Annotated in this window: 18 protein-coding genes; 9 read left to right on the forward strand and 9 right to left on the reverse strand. The window is 70.9% G+C overall.

The features are described 5' to 3' along the window. Positions 1–25 precede the first annotated feature (25 nt). Both HALOF300_RS07255 and tdh read right to left on the reverse strand, forming a co-directional pair. Positions 26–1,225 carry a glycine C-acetyltransferase gene (locus tag HALOF300_RS07255; protein ID WP_156740292.1) on the reverse strand — a complete coding sequence of 400 codons (1,200 nt, stop codon included), beginning with the start codon at positions 1,223–1,225 and terminating at the stop codon, positions 26–28. Positions 1,226–1,264: 39 nt separating this feature from the next. After that, positions 1,265–2,317: an L-threonine 3-dehydrogenase gene (tdh, locus tag HALOF300_RS07260; protein WP_156740293.1), complete on the reverse strand. Its 1,053-nt coding sequence runs from the start codon at positions 2,315–2,317 to the stop codon at positions 1,265–1,267. A 76-nt stretch (positions 2,318–2,393) separates the two neighbouring features. On the opposite strand from tdh, the gene HALOF300_RS07265 reads away from it, so the two are divergent. The 5 genes from HALOF300_RS07265 to HALOF300_RS07285 all read left to right on the forward strand — a co-directional run bounded on the left by HALOF300_RS07265 (position 2,394) and on the right by HALOF300_RS07285 (position 7,341). Further along, entirely contained in the window at positions 2,394–3,062 is a 669-nt protein-coding gene (locus tag HALOF300_RS07265) for a hypothetical protein (RefSeq protein WP_156740294.1), read from the forward strand. Positions 3,063–3,205: 143 nt separating this feature from the next. Beyond that, a complete protein-coding gene (locus HALOF300_RS07270) occupies positions 3,206–3,577 on the forward strand; it encodes a hypothetical protein (RefSeq protein ID WP_156740295.1) in 372 nt (123 codons plus the stop codon). A 24-nt stretch (positions 3,578–3,601) separates the two neighbouring features. Continuing rightward, the gene (locus HALOF300_RS07275) at positions 3,602–5,044 is read left to right on the forward strand and encodes an amidase (RefSeq protein ID WP_156740296.1); all 1,443 of its coding nucleotides are present in this window, start codon (positions 3,602–3,604) and stop codon (positions 5,042–5,044) included. Positions 5,045–5,167: 123 nt separating this feature from the next. Then, positions 5,168–5,683, forward strand: a complete 516-nt coding sequence (locus HALOF300_RS07280; RefSeq protein WP_156740297.1) for an NfeD family protein — start codon at positions 5,168–5,170, stop codon at positions 5,681–5,683. Positions 5,684–5,784: 101 nt separating this feature from the next. Further along, on the forward strand, positions 5,785–7,341 hold the full coding sequence (locus HALOF300_RS07285; protein WP_156740298.1) for a flotillin family protein: 1,557 nt from the start codon (positions 5,785–5,787) through the stop codon (positions 7,339–7,341). A 75-nt stretch (positions 7,342–7,416) separates the two neighbouring features. Here the strand turns inward: HALOF300_RS07285 and HALOF300_RS07290 are convergent, their stop codons facing one another. From HALOF300_RS07290 to HALOF300_RS26940, 4 genes are all read right to left on the reverse strand, one after another. Then, a complete protein-coding gene (locus HALOF300_RS07290) occupies positions 7,417–8,217 on the reverse strand; it encodes an LppM family (lipo)protein (RefSeq protein ID WP_156740299.1) in 801 nt (266 codons plus the stop codon). Positions 8,218–8,401: 184 nt separating this feature from the next. Next, entirely contained in the window at positions 8,402–8,872 is a 471-nt protein-coding gene (locus HALOF300_RS07295) for an HIT family protein (protein ID WP_156740300.1), read from the reverse strand. After that, complete coding sequence (locus tag HALOF300_RS07300; protein WP_156740301.1) at positions 8,869–9,441, reverse strand: GNAT family N-acetyltransferase; 573 nt, start codon at positions 9,439–9,441, stop codon at positions 8,869–8,871. The genes HALOF300_RS07295 and HALOF300_RS07300 overlap by 4 nt, the downstream gene beginning before the upstream one ends. 19 nt (positions 9,442–9,460) lie before the next feature. After that, positions 9,461–10,234 (reverse strand): alpha/beta fold hydrolase, encoded by a 774-nt coding sequence (locus tag HALOF300_RS26940; RefSeq protein WP_197522375.1) that lies wholly within the window; start codon positions 10,232–10,234, stop codon positions 9,461–9,463. Positions 10,235–10,438: 204 nt separating this feature from the next. Between HALOF300_RS26940 and HALOF300_RS26945 the strand changes: the two genes are divergently transcribed. From HALOF300_RS26945 to HALOF300_RS07320, 3 genes are all read left to right on the forward strand, one after another. Continuing rightward, positions 10,439–11,704, forward strand: a complete 1,266-nt coding sequence (locus HALOF300_RS26945; RefSeq protein WP_197522376.1) for a sigma-54-dependent transcriptional regulator family protein — start codon at positions 10,439–10,441, stop codon at positions 11,702–11,704. A 222-nt stretch (positions 11,705–11,926) separates the two neighbouring features. After that, complete coding sequence (exaC, locus tag HALOF300_RS07315; RefSeq protein ID WP_156740304.1) at positions 11,927–13,453, forward strand: acetaldehyde dehydrogenase ExaC; 1,527 nt, start codon at positions 11,927–11,929, stop codon at positions 13,451–13,453. A gap of 86 nt (positions 13,454–13,539) precedes the next feature. Then, a complete protein-coding gene (locus HALOF300_RS07320) occupies positions 13,540–13,947 on the forward strand; it encodes a DUF779 domain-containing protein (RefSeq protein ID WP_156740305.1) in 408 nt (135 codons plus the stop codon). Here HALOF300_RS07320 and thrS read toward each other — a convergent pair. Further along, a complete protein-coding gene (gene thrS, locus HALOF300_RS07325) occupies positions 13,938–15,212 on the reverse strand; it encodes a threonine--tRNA ligase (protein ID WP_156740306.1) in 1,275 nt (424 codons plus the stop codon). The two genes, HALOF300_RS07320 and thrS, sit on opposite strands and share 10 nt — an antisense overlap. Before the next feature lie 268 nt (positions 15,213–15,480). Here thrS and HALOF300_RS26950 point away from each other — a divergent pair, with 268 nt between their 5' ends. Then, positions 15,481–15,924 (forward strand): CHRD domain-containing protein, encoded by a 444-nt coding sequence (locus tag HALOF300_RS26950; protein ID WP_197522377.1) that lies wholly within the window; start codon positions 15,481–15,483, stop codon positions 15,922–15,924. Between the two features lie 20 nt (positions 15,925–15,944). On the opposite strand, the gene HALOF300_RS07335 is transcribed toward HALOF300_RS26950, so the two are convergent. Together HALOF300_RS07335 and HALOF300_RS07340 are read right to left on the reverse strand one after the other, a co-directional pair. Next, on the reverse strand, positions 15,945–16,352 hold the full coding sequence (locus tag HALOF300_RS07335; protein WP_156740308.1) for a DUF1801 domain-containing protein: 408 nt from the start codon (positions 16,350–16,352) through the stop codon (positions 15,945–15,947). A gap of 110 nt (positions 16,353–16,462) precedes the next feature. After that, positions 16,463–16,642 (reverse strand): antitoxin, encoded by a 180-nt coding sequence (locus tag HALOF300_RS07340; protein WP_156740309.1) that lies wholly within the window; start codon positions 16,640–16,642, stop codon positions 16,463–16,465. Positions 16,643–16,699 lie beyond the last annotated feature (57 nt).

Consider the following 16,699-nt stretch of genomic DNA (forward strand, 5'->3'; position numbering starts at 1 on the left):
GCGCCGCCCGGCGTGGGCGAGCCGGTCAGGCGGCGGCGCGGGCGGCCACGAACGCGGTGACACAGGTCTCGACGTCCTCGGGGCTGTGCGCCGCGGAGAGCTGGACGCGGATCCGGGCCCTCCCGCGCGGCACCACCGGGAAGCTGAACGCCGTGACGTAGACGCCGTGGTCGAGCATCAGGGCGGCGACCCGGGAGGCGAGCACGGCGTCGCCGAACATCACAGGAACGATCGGGTGCTCGCCGTCGAGCAGGTCGAACCCCTCCTCGGTCATCCGGCGCCGGAACGCCTCGGCGTTGGCGAACAGACGCGTCCGCAGGTCCGCGCTGCCCGCCACCAGGTCCAGTGCGCGCAGCGTCGCGGCCACGATCGACGGCGCCAGCGAGTTCGAGAACAGGTACGGGCGGGCCCGCTGGCGGAGCAGGTCCACGATCTCGGCGCGGCCGGAGACATACCCGCCGGACGCACCGCCGAGCGCCTTGCCGAACGTGCCGGTGTAGATGTCGATCCGCCCTCCCACGCCGGCGTGCTCGGGGGTGCCGGCGCCGGTGGCGCCCATGAACCCGACGGCGTGGGAGTCGTCGACCATGACCAGTGCGCCGTAGGTGTCGGCGAGGTCGCAGATCGCGGCGAGCGGCGCGAGGTAGCCATCCATGGAGAAGACGCCGTCGGTGACGATGATGGTCCGCCTTGCCCCGCCGTCTCCTTGCGCCTCGGCCGCCTGCAACTGGGCCTCGAGGTCGGCCATGTCGCGGTTGCGGTAGCGGTAGCGAACCGCCTTGGAGAGGCGGATCCCGTCGATGATCGAGGCGTGGTTCAGCTCGTCGGAGATGATCGCGTCCTGCGGCCCGAAGAGGGACTCGAACACGCCGCCGTTGGCGTCGAAGCAGGACGAGAACAGGATCGTGGCGTCCGTGCCGAGGAACTCCGAGACCCGGCGCTCCAGGGTGAGGTGGGTGTCCTGGGTGCCGCAGATGAACCGCACGGATGCCATCCCGAATCCGCGATCGTCCAGGGCCTGCTTCGCGGCGGCGATGATCTCCGGGTGGTCGGCCAGACCCAGGTAGTTGTTCGCGCAGAAGTTCAGCACCTCGCGCGGCGGTCCGCCGGCCGCGGCGCTGATGTGCGCGGACTGCGGGCTGGTGATCTCCCGCTCCTGCTTGAACAGGCCGGCCTCACGGAGCTCGGCGAGCTCGCCGGCCAGATCGCTGGCGAACGTGAACATGGTTCCTCCTACCTGGAAGTGTCTGTGCGTCCGAGGTGTCTAGTCGAACACGGTCCAGTCGAGCACGACCTTGCCCGACGTGCCGCCGGCGGCAACCTCGAAGCCGTGCTTCCACCGGGTGGCGGGCAGCCGGTCGGTGATCACGCTCGAGATCGCGTTGTGCAGCCACGGGCTCGAGGAGAGCATCGCGGCCATCGTGTTCCAGGTCTCGAACATCTCCCGGCCGTAGATGCCCTGGAGCGTGAGCATGTGGGTGACCACGATGGACCAGTCGATGTCGATCGGGGTGCTCGGCAGCCCGAGCATGGCGATCCGGCCACCGTGGTTCATGTTCCTGATCATCTCCGGCAGGGCCGCGGCGTGCCCGGACATCTCCAGGCCGACGTCGAAACCCTCCTTCAGGCGCAGCTGGCGCTGGGCGTCGGCGATCGGCGTGGTGGCCACGTTCACGGCCAGGTCGACGCCCATGTGCCGGGCCAGTTCAAGGCGTGCCTCGGACACGTCGGTGATCGCGATGTACCGGGCCCCGACGTGCCGGACCACGGCCGCCGCCATCAGCCCGATCGGCCCGGCGCCGGTGATCAGCACATCCTCGCCGACCACCGAGAACTTCAGGGCGGTGTGCACGGCATTGCCGAACGGGTCGAAGATCGCGCCGAGATCCGGGCCGATCACGTCGGGTCCCGGGTGCACCCAGACGTTCTCCTCTGGGATCACCACGTACTGCGCGAACGCTCCGTTGCGCTGGACCCCGACGCTGGCGGTGTGGATGCACAGCTGGCGCCGACCGGCTCGGCAGTTGCGACAGATCCCGCACACCACGTGACCCTCGCCGGACACCCGGTCGCCGGGGCGGACCTCACGCACCTCGGCACCGACCTCGACCACCTCGCCGTAGAACTCGTGGCCCGGGATCAGTGGCGCGGAGACGGCGCCGGCGGCCCAAGCGTCCCAGTTCAGGATGTGCAGGTCGGTGCCACAGATCCCGGTGGTCAGCACCCGGATCTTCACGTCCCGTGAGCCGGGCTCGGGCTCGGGTGCGTCGACCAGGTCCAGGCCCGCGCGTGGGCCGGCCTTGAGCAGCGCCTTCATCTGCACCGATCCCTTTCGGTTCTCGTCTCGGATGGTGGAACGGTAACAGGGGAACGAGGTCCGATAGGTTCGGCGCATGACGCTGCAGGGGGCCGGCGGGCCGGGTGGGTACGAACCCTCCCGGGCGCCCATCGTGCGGACCTCGGTCAAGGGCCCGAAGATCCTCATGTTCGCCGGGATCGGCTGCCTCGCGATCGTGATCGCGCTGGTGTGTTTCGTGGCCTTCGCCTTCACCTGGAACCAGGCGGTGCTGTCCACTGACGGGTCCCCGGGGCCGACTGTCACGCTCGCGGTCGACGCGCCCGGTGAAGGGCTCGTGGACGTGACCACGACCGATCGGCAGCGGGTCTACCTCACCTATTCCACGGGTGCTCCGATGCCGGGGCTGGACGGTGAGATCATCGTCCACGCCTCGACCGGCCAGGCCATCGAGGTCCTGGTGCCCGATGGCGGCAGCGAGGTGAGCGAGGACGGCACGACCGCCCACCTCATCGGCCTCTTCGATCCGACCTCCGCGGGCGAGTACCGGATCGAGGTTCCCGCGACCACCGACGGTTCTGCAGCCACCGTGCTCGTGCAGCCCACCACCAGCGACTACGACGGTCTCGGCCAGGTCGTGTTCGCCGCGATCGCGATCCCCCTCGCGATCTGCCTCGGCGCGGTCGGCGTCGTGATGAGCATCTGCGGCGGCGCCTGGTGGCATCGGCGCGCGCTCGCACGCCGGCAACTCCTGCGCGGCCAGTAGCCGGTCGGCCCCGCCGAGGGTGTGGTCGTGCGGCCCAACGGCCCGATCGGCCGCAGACCCGCACGCTCGCCGAGTCGGTCCACGGTCAGACGTGACCACGCTCCATCCGTGCACCGCCCCGATCCGGCCGGTAGGTTCGGCCCATGACACAGCCGTGGCAGGGCCCGTACAACCCGGAGCCCTACCGCCCGCTGCCGGTGAACACCTCGACCACGGGCCCGAAGGTGGTCACCTTCATCGGGGTCGGCTGCCTGGTGCTCACGATCGCGATCGTGGCGTTCATGATCTGGGCGTTCACAAGGCTCTCGGCCGACGTCGACACCGAGTTCTACTGGTGGCTCGGCATCTCCGGCGCGGCGTTCGCGATCCCGGCCGCCATCCTGCTCGGACTGGCCGGGCTCGGCATGACCATCGGCGGGGGCATCATGTGGGCCGTCCGGGCGCAGGCCCGCCAGGTCTACGGCGCCCAGGCGGACCACCCTGGTCCGCCGCCCGGGGGGTACCCGCCCTGGTAGAGGTTCGCCGATACGCTCGCTTCCATGGCCGAACTGCATGATCTGACCGCACTCGAACTGGCCGCCGCGATCCGGTCCGGGCAGACGTCGCCGACCGAGGTCCTCGACCACACGCTGGACCGGATGGCCGCCCTCGGCGAGACGGTCGGGGCGTTCATCACCCGCACGCCCGACCTCGCTCGCGAGCAGGCCGTCGCCGCGCAGAGCCTTCTAGCCGCCAGCAGCGACGATCCCGGCACGCTGCCGCCGCTGCTCGGGGTGCCCTGCCCGATCAAGGACCTGAATCTGGTGGCCGGGGTGCCGACCAGCTTCGGCAGCGCCGCGCTCGCCGGCTACGTGCCGGACGTCGACGACGGCGTCGTGATCCGGCTGCGCGAGGCCGGCACGGTCATGGTCGGCAAGACCAACACCCCGGAGATCGGACTGCCCAGCTACACCCAGCCGGACATCGCGCCGCCCGCGCGCACCCCGTGGGACCTGACCCGCTCGGCGGGCGGTTCGTCCGGCGGAGCGGCTGCGGCCGTCGCCTCCCGGATCGTGCCGATCGCCCAAGGGTCCGACGGCGGTGGCTCGATCCGCATTCCGGCGGCGGCGTGCGGGCTGGTCGGGTTGAAGCCCAGCCGGGGCCGGATCAGCACCGGACCGTACGGCGTGCCCGGCCCCGGCCTGGGGACGAACGGGGTGCTCACCCGGGACGTCCGCGACACCGCCGCGGCGCTCGACGTGCTCGCCGTCGGCTGGCCCGGCGACACCTGTTCCCTGCCAAGTCCCGACGGCGGCTTCCTCGCCGCGTGCGAGGCGGAGCCGGGCGCCCTCCGGATCGGCGTACTCACCCAGCCGATCATCGCCCCGGACGCACCGGTGCACGCCGAGGCGATCCGCGCCGTCGACCACGCCGTCCGGGTCCTGGAGGGTCTCGGCCATCACGTGGACCCCGCGCCCGTGCCGTTCCCCGCCGAGAAGTGGGAGCCGTTCCGAGACCTGTGGTCGGTGCTCGCGGCGAGCGCGCCGATCCCGCCCGAGCGTGAACACCTGCTCGTCCCGCTGAGCCGCTGGATGCGCGAGCGGGGCCGCGCAGTCAGTGGCGTCACCTACGCGAACGCGGTCAACGCCGGCCAGCAGCTCACCCGCGACGCGGCCCGCGCCTGGGCCGAGTTCGACGTGATCCTGATGCCGTCCCTGGCCCAGCCGGCCGAACTGTTGGGGACCTCCCGAAACGACGACGACCCCGCCGCCGACTTCGAGGCCCAGATGGCGTTCACCCCATGGACGAGCACCTGGAACATCATCGGGGCGCCGGCGATCTCGGTGCCGCTGCACTGGGCACCGGCGGAGCCGGACGGACCGGTGCTGCCGTTCGGCGTCATGCTCGGTGCCCGCACCGGGCGCGAGGACCTGCTGCTCGCGCTCGCGGCCACGATCGAGCGTGCCGAACCGTGGCTCGACCGCCGGCCCCCGACCGGCTGAGCCGAATGGGCGAACGCACGCTCCGCCGTCGGGCAGTACTGCCCATACCCAGGCGCCCGGGCGTTTCCAATTGATTGGTAAACTCCGGACAAAACATCCGTCCTCACCAGCAAGGCAGCGCACATGCTCGTATTCCTGATCATCGGCGGGATCGGTATTGCCCTGCTAGTGGTCTCGCTCCTGCTCGGCGAGGTTCTCGACGGGCTCTTCGACGGGATCGGGGGGGACCTGTTCTCCGGGGCGGCGCTGGCCGGATTCCTCGGCGTGTTCGGGTTCGCCGGTGCGCTCACGCTCAGCCTGACCGATTCGGTGGGGCTCTCGATCGTGTTCGGTCTGCTCGCGGGAGGAGTCGTCGGGTCGTTGACGGGCTGGGCGACGCTCAAACTCAGGGAGGGCGGCGACGAGGCGAACGTCCGCACGGGGGACCTGGTGGGTTCGAAGGCCTCCGTGGTCACCGCGATCCCGGAGGGCGGCTACGGAGAGATCACGCTGGTGGTCGCCGGTCACATCACCCGCCTGAACGCCCGGGCACCCGGTCCGGTCCAGTCCGGGGCCGCGGTCACCATCACCGCCGTGCTCTCCGCGACCGCCGTGATGGTCGAGGCGGACCTGCCCAGCAACCCCTATCCGTATCCGTAGGCGGCAGCACCCCAGCACAACGTAGTTCCGACCAGTACATCCATCGGGCCGGGCGAACAGACGCGCCGGGCCCACGCCAGACGACCTGAAGGAAGATTCGCATGGACTTTGCCTCCCCAATCGTGCTCGTGATCGCCATCGTGGTGGTGATCGTGCTCATCGGTGGCCTCATCAGCTCGCGGTACAAGGTCGCCGGCCCGGACCAGGCGTTCATCGTCACCGGCCGCAAGGGCAAGGCCGTCAAGAACCCCGAGACCGGGGTCATCTCCACCGACCTGTCCGGCCAGAAGGTCGTCATGGGTGGCGGTGTATTCGTCTGGCCGTTCGTGCAGCGGATCCACACACTCGACCTGTCCAGCCGCCGCATCATGGTCCAGATCCGGGGCGCGGTCTCCGGTCAGGGCATCAAGTTGAACCTCGACGGCGTCGCGATCGTCAAGGTCGGCGGCAACGTGGACTCCATCCGCGCCGGCGCGCAGCGCTTCCTGAGCCAGCAGAACGAGATCGACATCTTCACGCAGGAGACCCTCGCGGGTTCGCTGCGGTCGATCGTCGGGTCGCTCTCCGTGGAACAGATCATCCGCGACCGTGCCGCGTTCGCGCAGCGGGTCGCCGACGAAGCCGAGTCCTCCCTCACCGGGCAGGGCCTGGTGCTGGACACGTTCCAGATCCAGGACATCACCGACGACGGCTCCTACCTCGCCGACCTCGGTCGCCCGGAGTCCGCGAAGCTCCAGCGCATCGCCTCCGTGGCCGAGGCCGAGGCCCGCCAGGCAGCCGAGCAGGCCCGGCTCAAGGCCGAGGAGGAGATCGCGATCGCGCAGCGGACCCTGGCCCTGAAGCAGGCGGAGATCCGCTCCCAGACCGACGCCGCGCAGGCGCAGGCGGCCGCGGCGGGCCCGCTGGCCCAGGCCGACCGGGACCAGGCCATCCTCGCCGAGCAGGAGAAGGTGGCCGTGCGGCAGGCGGCGCTGAAGGAGCGCCAGCTCGACACCGAGGTCCGTAAGCCGGCCGACGCCGAGCGGTACCGGGTGGAGACGGCCGCCGAGGCGAACCGCAACGCGGAGATCTTCGAGGCCGAGGCCAACAAGGCCGCGGCGATCGCCGCCGCCGAGGCAGACTCTGAGAAGTCCCGCCTGGTCGGTGTCGGTGAGAAGTCCCGCCGGTCCGCGCTGGCCGAGGCCGAGGCGATCGAGGGTCAGAACCGCGGTGCGGCCGAGAAGGCACGTCGTGTGGCCGAGGCCGAGGCGACCCGCGCCGAGGGTGACGCCGAGGCGGCCGCGATCCTGGCCAAGGGTCAGGCCGAGGCCGAGGCGATGGACAAGCGTGCCGACGCGTTCGCCCGGTACAACGATGCCGCCGTGCTGCAGATGCTGGTGGAGGTCCTCCCGCAGATCGCCCACGAGGTTGCCGCGCCGATGGCCAACATCGACAAGCTCACGGTGGTCTCCACCGACGGCGCCGGCGCGCTGCCGAAGCAGGTCACGAACAACATGGTGCAGACCATGGAGCTGCTGAAGAACACCACCGGGATCGACATCAACGCACTGCTGGAGTCGTTCGCCGTGAAGATCACCCCGGAGGGTGTGGAGCCGACCGACGAGGAGCCCGCACGGGGCATCGTCCGGCGGGTTCCGGCGGAGACCGACGGCGTCTGATCGACCCGACCGGTCACCGGCTGACGCGAAGGGCGGGCACCATCACGGTGCCCGCCCTTCGCGTGCCGGCCCGGTCTAGTCCTGCGCGTCGGGTTCCACGGTCGGTTTCGACTTGGCCTCGGTCTTGCCGGACCCGCCGAGCATGCTCTCGACGTCTGTGCTCGACGGTTCCCGCGCGGCCTCACGGCGCGCCCGGAACCCAGCTGTGCGGCCGGCAGCCTCGTCGGCCCGGTGCCGGCGCCTGCTCAGCCAGGTCAGGAGCACCGCGGCCGCAATGATCACGATGAGGGCCGGCACGATGAACCCGATCCTCTGCAGGAGCGGCGTGCTGGGGGCGGGGCCGACGGCGTGCATCGAGGTGGTGCCGGGCCCCAGCTCCCAGGTGACCGTATCGCCCGAGAGGGTGCCGTCGTGCTCGGTCACCCCGCGGGGGAACGTCACGGACATGCGAACGGACCACGGGACCTCACCGGCCTCCTCGCCGAGCACCGTGGGATCCAGTTCGGAGAAGTCACCGGTGACCACATAGGTGCTGCCGACCCGTTCGATCCGGAGCGCATCGGAGGTGGCGGACCGGACCCGTTCGATCGGCACATCGGTCAGCGTCATCCGCACCCCGGCGAACTCGCCGTCGTCGTAGCGCTCCCCACTCACGCCGGAATCCGGCGCCGCGGCCAGCTCCTCCTCGATCGAGTCGACCAGGCGCTCAGGGTCCTGACCTTCGGAGATCGCCCACGCGGTGCTGAACGCCACGAGGACCTCCCCGGAGACGGTGTCGTCATCGTTGATCCGGATGTCGCCGTCGATCTTCAGGCAGCCCGTCAGCAGGGCCAGGCCGCCGAGGGCCACGAGCAGTCGTAGGAAGGTCTTCGTCACCGTACGAGTCTGGCATCGAAACCTGGTGGGTGAAGTTCCGCAGCGGCTCGGCGTGACCTCCTCGGTCAGTTCCACCGCCGTGACCGACGCATTGCCAACGATCGCGCCCGACGCTGCGCGATCGAGGTCAGTTCCCGGCCGGGTCATCGCGCCGGCCGCCGACGCTCCGGGCCGTCGGTGCGGTTCAACCCGAGCCGGCCACCGCCGCACGCAACCGTTGCGCATGAGCCGCGGCATCGCCGTCGTCGGCGTACTTCGTTCGGGGCCAGAAGAACCCCCGCAGCCCGTCGCCCTTCGTGCGCGGCACCACATGGGCGTGCAGGTGCGGCACGGACTGGCTGACCACGTTGTTCATCGCCACGAACGTGCCCTGCGCGCCGAAGGCGGCCGGCACCGCGGCCGCGACGCGTTGCACCGCCGTCAGGAACGGCTCGGCCAACGCCGTCGGGAGGTCGGCCAGGGTGACCACGTGCCGGGCCGGGACCACGAGCGTGTGTCCCTTGAACAGCGGACGGATGTCGAGGAACGCGACCGTGTCCTCGGTGCGGGCGACCACCTGCGCGTGCTCGGTGCCGGCGACGATGCGGCAGAACAGGCATTCCGGGACCTCCGGCGCACCGACGGGCCCGTCCGCACGGGACCCCGCGGGGGTCATCGGGCCCGCCACTCCTCGGCCAGCAGCGCATAGCCGTAGCCGTCCATCCAGCCGCCGGTGCGGTGCAACGAGTCGCGCACACTGTGATTCTCGCGGCGCATCCCGACCCGTTCCATCAGCCGCCAGGACGGTGCGTTCTCCGCGAAGCAGAGCGCGACGACCCGCCGCAGGCCGAGCCCTTCGAAGCAGATCCGGATCAGCGCGGTCACGGCCTCGGTGGCGTACCCGTGGCCCTGGTGGGCCGGGTCCATGCTCCAGCCGAGCTCCGCCTGGATCGACTTGGCGTCGGCGGCCACCTCGGCCTGGGCCCAGGCGTCCTCTGGGGCGAGCATCAGGTCGCCGATGATCTGTCCGTCGCGCTCGATCATGAGGGTCCTGGCGAGGCGGGCCGGTTCGACGAAGGCCGCGGTGAAGCCCTCTTCGACGGCGTGCTGGGTGGTCATCCAGCGGGCCACGTCATCGAGGCGCCGGTACGCCCAGGCGCTCGGGGCATCCGCGGCGATGGCCGGCCTGATGGTCAACCGCTCCGTCCGGACCGGCCAGGTGAGGTCATCGAGTGAGGAGATCATGGCTGCCATCCTGCCGCACCTAGCTCGCACCCGACTGGAGCAGTTCGGCGACGGTGCGGCCCTGGACCGGCGTGATCTCGTGCGGGCCGAGCAGCGTCTCGTAGCGGACGTGGCGGCGGTTACGGCGCGCGATCGACTTCAGGTTCCGCTTGATCACGAACACATCGAGGCGGCCGTAGACCAGCAGGGTCGGCACGGGCAGCACCGTCAGATCGCGGTAGGTCCGCGTCTGCATGACCGTGTGCTGCAGGCTGGACCGGAAGGCCGGCCAGGTCTCCTCGGTGATCTCCATGCCCTTCACGAGCGGAGCGAAGACGTCGAGCCCCTTCGCGGCGGTGATCGTCAGGTCCGGGCTGTCGGCGATGGCGTTGAAGATCGCCGAGTAGCGGTCCTCGGCGAGCCGGCTGCCGAACCGACCTCGGGTGCGCCGGATCCGTCGGAACGTCGGTGCGCCGAGCAACACCAGACGGCTGACGAGATCGGGGCGCTTGCGGGCTACCTCCGCCGCGACGATGCAGCCCATCGAGTGGCCGGCGACCACGGCCGAGGTCACCCCGAGCTCGTCGAGGGTGGCGATCACGGCATCCGCGTGCTGCCCTGGCGTGTAGTCGACCTGTGGCTTCGGTGCGTCGCCGAACCCGAGCAGATCCGGCGCGATGATGCGGTTACGAGTCTCGTCGACCTCACGGAGCACATACGTCCAGCTCTCGTGGTTGTTGCCGAGGCCGTGCAGGAGGACGAGCGCCGGCCCATCGCCCCGGTCGACCTTCACGGGGAGCGTGGGAGCAGTCATCAGGGCCTTCTCGGTCGGACCGCGCGGCGGCGGGAGCAGGAGCGGTTCCCGCTCATCGTATGGGGCCGCCCGGTAGCGGTTGCCGCTGCCGCCCCGACGCTCGCCGAGCGGCGTGCCCGACGAGGCCACCCGAAGCGCCGCTGGGCGCGGGCCCCGGTTACGCTGGGGCCGTCGGGTGATGGCGCCCGGGCAGGGGAGTGGATCGTGGATCGAAGCGCCTGGGCCGCCTGGCCGAGCGGCTCCGACCCGCTCGAGCTGGAGCGGGACGTGCACCGCGCCCGGGAGATCTTCCTGACCACCGGTGCCCCCACGCCCGGCGTGCGCCGGCTCGTCCTGGAGTCCTGGCGCCGGTCCCTGCGCTCGGGGGTGGACCCGGACCGGGCCCTGCCGCGCGCGGACATCGCCGTGGCGGACATCGCCGGCTACCGGCGCGAGCATCGGCTCTCGCTCGCGATCCCGGTGATCCGCCGGCTGCTGCTGGACGGGCTCGGCTCCGACGGGATGGTCGTCGCCCTCGGGGACACCCGTGGGCGACTGCTGTGGATCGAGGGCGACCGAGCCGCGCGAGCAGCGCTGGAGGGGATCGGCTTCGCGGAGGGGGCGAACTGGGCCGAGAGCGCCACGGGCACCTCCGCTCCCGGGATCGCCCTGGCCCTGGACCACGAGGTGCAGGTGTTCGGCGCCGAACACTTCGCGACGTCGATTCAGCCGTGGAGCTGCACGGCCGCGCCGGTGCATGACCCGCGCACCGGGCAACCCCTGGGGCTCCTGGACATCACCGGCGGGCCCTCGGTGGCCGCGCCGCACATGCTCGCGCTGATCCGGGCCGCGATCGCCGCGATCGAGGCGGAGCTACTGGCCGCGCCGCTGCGTGACCCGGCCTCGCGCGAGGTCGACCTGCGGGTGCTCGGCCGCCGCCGGGCGGGCCTGCGCCGTGGGCACGAGTGGGTTGACCTGTCCGCCCGGCACGGCGAGATGATCCTGGTCCTCAGCGAATCCGCGGAGCCGCTCGGCGCCGCGGAACTGGCGGCCGCGGTGTACGTCGAGGACACCGCCGAGGTCACCGTGCGCGCCGAGATCTCCCGGCTGCGCCGGGCGCTGCCCGGAATGCTGGCCGACGGCGGACCGTACCGACTGCGCACGTCGTCCCGTTCCGACGTGGCACAGGTCCGGGACGCGATCCGCGCCGGGGATCTGACCGGCGCGCTCGCCGCCTACGGCGGGCCGGTGCTGCCCACGTCGGTGGCACCCGCCGTCGAGGATCTCCGGGCCGACCTGACCGGGCAGGTCCGGTCCGCTGTGCTCGCGAGCTCCGACGCGGCGGCGGTCGAGCAGTGGACCTCGGACGCGTCCGGCCGCGACGACTGGGAGGCCTGGACGCGCCTGCGCGACCTCGCCCCGGCCGGTAGCGCGACCCGCCTGCGTGCGGACCTGCGTCTGGCGGCCCTCGACCTGGAGTTCGGCGTCTGACCCACCCGGGCCGGCACGGTCTGCACCCCGCACTCTCCGCCCCGATCCAGCTCTGCCTGTCGCGGTGTGGTTCCGACGCACGGGGTACGTCCGACTCACACCATTGACGCGCAGCGGAACTGCCGCTGCGCCTTGCAACGTGTTTGCAACGCACCCGCTCGTAACGTCACTCACACAACCACCCGCTGGCGGGTGGCGACCAGAACGCAAGGAGGCGCAGAGGTGACCGTCTACAGCGCACCGGGTCGTGAGGGCAGCCTGATGAGCTACCGCGACCGTTATGACCACTGGATCGGTGGCGAGTACGTGCCGCCCGTCGGTGGCGAGTACTTCGAGAACGTCACGCCGGTAACCGGGCAGCCGTTCACCCAGGTGGCCCGCGGCACCGCGGAGGACATCGAGAAGGCCCTCGACGCGGCCCACGCGGCCGCCAGGACCTGGAACAGGACCACCGCCGCCGAGCGCGCCGCGGTGCTGAACGCGATCGCGGACCGGATGGAGGAGAACCTCGAGGAGATCGCCGTCGCCGAGACCTGGGAGAACGGCAAGCCTGTCCGGGAGACCCTGGCCGCGGACATCCCGCTCGCGATCGACCACTTCCGCTACTTCGCGGCCGCGATCCGGGCTCAGGAGGAGCACGCCACCCACATCGACAACGACACGGTGGCCTACCACTTCAAGGAGCCCCTCGGCGTGGTCGGGCAGATCATCCCGTGGAACTTCCCGATCCTGATGGCCGTGTGGAAGCTCGCCCCGGCGCTCGCGGCCGGCAACACCGTGGTGCTCAAGCCCGCGGAGCAGACCCCCACCTCGATCCTGTACCTGATCGAGCTGCTCGGGCAGATCCTGCCCAAGGGCGTCATCAACGTCGTGAACGGGTTCGGCGCCGAGGCCGGCAAGCCGCTCGCATCCAACCCGCGGATCGCGAAGATCGCGTTCACCGGCGAGACCACGACCGGCCGGCTGATCATGCAGTACGCCAGCCAGAACCTGATCCCGGTCACCCTCGAGCTCGGCGGCAAGAGCCCGAACGTGTTCTTCGAGGACGTCGCCGCCAGGACCGACGACCGGTACTACGACAAGGCGCTCGAGGGCTTCACCCTGTTCGCGCTGAACCAGGGCGAGGTCTGCACCTGCCCGTCCCGGGCGCTCATCCAGGAGTCCATCTACGATTCCTTCCTCGGCGACGCCATCGCGCGGACCGAGGCGATCGTCGCCGGCAACCCGCTGGACACCACCACGATGATCGGCGCGCAGGCCTCCAACGACCAGCTCGAGAAGATCCTGTCCTACATCGACATCGGCAAGGCGGAGGGCGCGAAGCTGCTCACCGGTGGCGGCCGGGCGGACCTCGGCGGCGAGCTGACCGGCGGTTACTACGTGCAGCCGACCATCTTCGAGGGCAAGAACTCGATGCGGATCTTCCAGGAGGAGATCTTCGGACCCGTGGTGTCGGTGACCTCGTTCGCCGACTACGACGACGCGATCGCCACCGCGAACGACACCCTGTACGGCCTCGGCGCCGGTGTCTGGAGCCGCAACGGCAACGTCGCCTACCGGGCCGGGCGGGACATCCAGGCCGGCCGGGTCTGGACGAACAACTACCACGCCTACCCCGCGGGGGCCGCGTTCGGTGGTTACAAGAACTCGGGCATCGGGCGGGAGAACCACCAGATGATGCTCGACCACTACCAGCAGACGAAGAACCTGCTGGTGTCCTACAGCGAGAACAAGCTCGGACTCTTCTGAGCCGACCCGCTGCGCCCCACGTCCGGGCACCGGTGGTCCCGTCCCCACCGGTGTCCGGACGGCGCGCATTCCAAGGAGAGGCGTCGATGACCGAGACGACCCGGCCCGCCGACCGGGTGGCCCTGACCCCCGCGGCCGGTGCGTTCCTCGCGTCCCTGCGCCGACGCCACGGAGAGCTGATGTTCCACCAGTCCGGCGGCTGCTGCGACGGGTCCTCCCCGATGTGCTTCGCCGACGGCGACTTCATCACCTCCGACGCCGACGTGCTCCTCGGCGACCTCACGGTGACCGGCCCGGACGGAGACTTCACCGTGCCGGTCTGGATGAGCCGGTTCCAGTTCGACTACTGGAAGCACACGCACCTGACGATCGACGTCGTCCCCGGGCGCGGCGCGGGCTTCTCGCTCGAGGCCCCCGAGGGCGTCCGGTTCCTGATCCGGTCCCGGCTGCTCACCGACGACGAGCTGGAACGGCTCGAGGCCGCTCAGCTGTGATCTTCGGCCCGGGCGTCTGCGGAATGGGGAACCGGCCACTCCTCGTCCAGGGCCGCCGCAGGTGAGCGCCGGCCGATCTCGGCTGTCACGGACGCGATGAACGCCGCCAGCCCGACGGTGGCGCGCGCACCGGAGCCCGGCGCGCTGACGGTCAGGGCATCCGCTGCCAGCTCGCTGTCGCCGAGGACCGCAAGGTAGGGCTCGCGGCGTTCCCGGGCGGCGCGGATCCGGGCACCGAGCGACCCGTCGACGGAGATCTCGGCCCGGATCCCGGCACCGCGCATCCGGTCCAGCACGCGCACCGCGGCCGGCCCGTGGGCGTGGTCGGCGACGGGCAACAGGCGCACCTGGACCGGAGCCAGCCAGGTGGGCAGGCGACCGTCGTGCCGCTCCAGCAGCAGCGCGGTCATCCGCTCCATCGAGCTGAGCAGGCCGCGGTGGATCAGCACGGGTCGGTGCTTGCGACCGTCCCGGCCGATGTAGGTCAGGTCGAAGCGCTCCGGGAGGTTGTGGTCCACCTGCACGGTGGAGAGGGTCTCCTCCCGCCCGGCGGCGTCCCGGACCTGCACGTCGACCTTCGGGCCGTAGAACGCGGCCTCCCCGATGCCGAGCTCGTACTCGAGGCCCTCCGCGTCCAGCGCGTCCCGTAACTGGCCCTCGGCACGTTCCCACTGCGCATCGCCGCCGAGGTAGGCGCCACCGGGCCCGCGCACGGAGAGCCGCAGGTGGTCGATCTCGATGCCGAGCACGTCGTAGCAGCGCCGGACCGCCGCCAGCGCCACCCGCACCTGTTCGCCCACCTGATCCGCCCGCGCGAACACGTGTGCGTCGTCGAGGTTGATCTGACGCACCCGGCTGAGGCCACCGAGCACGCCGGAGAGCTCGCTGCGGAACATCGAGCCCAGCTCGGTGTAGCCCACCGGCAGGTCCCGGTAGCTGTGCTCCCGGGCGGCGAACACCTGGGTGTGGTGCGGGCAGTTCGCGGGCCGCAGCACGAAGCTCTCGCCGCCCACGATCATCTCGGGGAACATGTCCGCGGAGAACTTGCCCCAGTGCCCGGACCGTTCGAACAGCTCACGCTTGGCGAGCACCGGGGTGTAGATGCGCCGGCATCCGGACGCGAGCGCCTCCTCGAGCGCGAACGCCTCCAGCTCGCCGCGGATCACGGCGCCGTCCGGCAGCCATAGCGGGAGCCCGGCGCCGACGGCGGGGGTGGTGTCGAACAGGTCGAGGCGGCGTCCGAGGACGCGGTGGTCGTGCGACATGCTGTCTCCTTCGTGGGATGGGGAGAGCCCACGGAACGAGAAAGCCCCGGGGTGTTCTCCCCGGGGCTGGTGCGCTGACGGCTACGCGACGATCCGGAGAGTCTCCGGCGTCGTGGTGACCTGTGCCTGGCGCATGTGCCTCAGCCTACCCCGTCCCGTCCCGGAACCCGAGCGGATTTCCCTGGCCTGGCGACTCCTGTCGTACCGGGCGAGCCGGGCGTACCCTGGAGGGCGACAGAGTGGTCTGGTCCTTCGTGTGAGGTGCGCAATGAAGCGTCAACTCGTCTCTCTCCTGTCCGTGGCCGCCCTCGGCGTGTCCACGATCGCGTTCGTCGCCCCGGCCGTCGCGGCCGACGGTGGGCGCCCGATCCTGGTGGACCTGACCGGTGCGGCCGAGCGGCCGGGCCCCGGCGACCCGGACGGCACTGGCACGGCATCCTTCCAGGTCAACCCGGGCCAGGGCCGGGTCTGCTACACGCTCTCCGTCGAGAACATCGATGCCGCCACGGCCGCGCACATCCACCTGGCGGGCACGGACGTACCGGGACCGGTGGTGGTGCCACTGGCTGCGCCCACCGACGGATTCTCCTCGGGCTGCGCGGCCGTCCCACGCGAACTTGCGAAGGATCTCATCCAGCATCCTGAGGACTACTACGTCAACGTGCACAACGTCCTGTTCCCCGGCGGTGCCGTGCGAGGTCAGCTGGGCTGACCGCGGCGCACCCCGGGCGCTCACGCGCGAGCGGCCCGTACTGCCTCCTCCAGCAGGTGGCGCAACACGTCACCGTCCACGTCCGCCAACCTCTTGATGTACAGGCACCCCTTGCCGGTGGTGTGCGGGCCGAGTTCGGCGAGCAGGTCCGCCGACGACCCCAGGACCGCGTCCAGGTAGAGGGTGGTGGCCGCCTTGCGAGGGGAGAAGCCGACCTCGAAGTAGTCGATCTCCCGCCCGCTGGAGTAGACCAGGTGGCGCTCGCCGAAGCCGATGATGCTCGGGCCCCAGAGCACCGGCTCGTCGCCGCTGACCGCGCGCATCAGCTCGACGAGACGCTCGGCGTCGGCGCGGCGGACGGGATCGTCCACGGACGCGATGAACGCGTTCACGTCACCCGAACCGGGGCGGGTCTTCAGCTCGGCCATGCTCTGGATCCTGCCACCGCACCCCGACATCCGCGCGCGTTCTGCTGGACCAGTGCGTACCCAGCACGACGGCCGGTCCAGTCCGGGACCGGCCGTCGCGGGGTCAGCGGTCAGGCGCGCTCGTCGCCGACCTTGCCGTCCGCGAAGTCACGCCCCTGCTGGATCTTGTCCTCGTACTTGCCGCCGGTCTTCTCGTTGGCGAAGTTCGCGGCCTGGTCGAGGGCGTTGTCGGTCCGTTCCTCGTTGCCGAGCAACTCGCTGGCCTTCTTCTTCAACTCATCGAAACCCATGTGCATCCCCTCCCGATCACCGAGCCGGGCAGTCGCCCGGTCGGCCCGATTGTGGTC

It is taken from the genome of Occultella aeris (genome assembly GCF_902703175.1).
In the GTDB taxonomy this organism is placed as follows: Bacteria; Actinomycetota; Actinomycetes; order Actinomycetales; family Beutenbergiaceae; genus Occultella; species Occultella aeris.

Coding starts and splice junctions, on each gene's coding strand:
- HALOF300_RS07340 (WP_156740309.1), bottom strand. CDS start 16,642: ATGGGTTTCGATGAGTTGAAGAAGAAGGCCAGCGAGTTGCTCGGCAAC.
- thrS (WP_156740306.1), bottom strand. CDS start 15,212: ATGTCGCACGACCACCGCGTCCTCGGACGCCGCCTCGACCTGTTCGAC.
- HALOF300_RS07300 (WP_156740301.1), bottom strand. CDS start 9,441: ATGATCTCCTCACTCGATGACCTCACCTGGCCGGTCCGGACGGAGCGG.
- HALOF300_RS07275 (WP_156740296.1), top strand. CDS start 3,602: ATGGCCGAACTGCATGATCTGACCGCACTCGAACTGGCCGCCGCGATC.
- HALOF300_RS07320 (WP_156740305.1), top strand. CDS start 13,540: ATGACCGAGACGACCCGGCCCGCCGACCGGGTGGCCCTGACCCCCGCG.
- HALOF300_RS07280 (WP_156740297.1), top strand. CDS start 5,168: ATGCTCGTATTCCTGATCATCGGCGGGATCGGTATTGCCCTGCTAGTG.
- HALOF300_RS07270 (WP_156740295.1), top strand. CDS start 3,206: ATGACACAGCCGTGGCAGGGCCCGTACAACCCGGAGCCCTACCGCCCG.
- HALOF300_RS07255 (WP_156740292.1), bottom strand. CDS start 1,225: ATGTTCACGTTCGCCAGCGATCTGGCCGGCGAGCTCGCCGAGCTCCGT.
- HALOF300_RS07295 (WP_156740300.1), bottom strand. CDS start 8,872: ATGACCCCCGCGGGGTCCCGTGCGGACGGGCCCGTCGGTGCGCCGGAG.
- HALOF300_RS07265 (WP_156740294.1), top strand. CDS start 2,394: ATGACGCTGCAGGGGGCCGGCGGGCCGGGTGGGTACGAACCCTCCCGG.
- tdh (WP_156740293.1), bottom strand. CDS start 2,317: ATGAAGGCGCTGCTCAAGGCCGGCCCACGCGCGGGCCTGGACCTGGTC.
- HALOF300_RS07335 (WP_156740308.1), bottom strand. CDS start 16,352: ATGGCCGAGCTGAAGACCCGCCCCGGTTCGGGTGACGTGAACGCGTTC.
- HALOF300_RS26940 (WP_197522375.1), bottom strand. CDS start 10,234: ATGACTGCTCCCACGCTCCCCGTGAAGGTCGACCGGGGCGATGGGCCG.
- HALOF300_RS26950 (WP_197522377.1), top strand. CDS start 15,481: ATGAAGCGTCAACTCGTCTCTCTCCTGTCCGTGGCCGCCCTCGGCGTG.
- HALOF300_RS07285 (WP_156740298.1), top strand. CDS start 5,785: ATGGACTTTGCCTCCCCAATCGTGCTCGTGATCGCCATCGTGGTGGTG.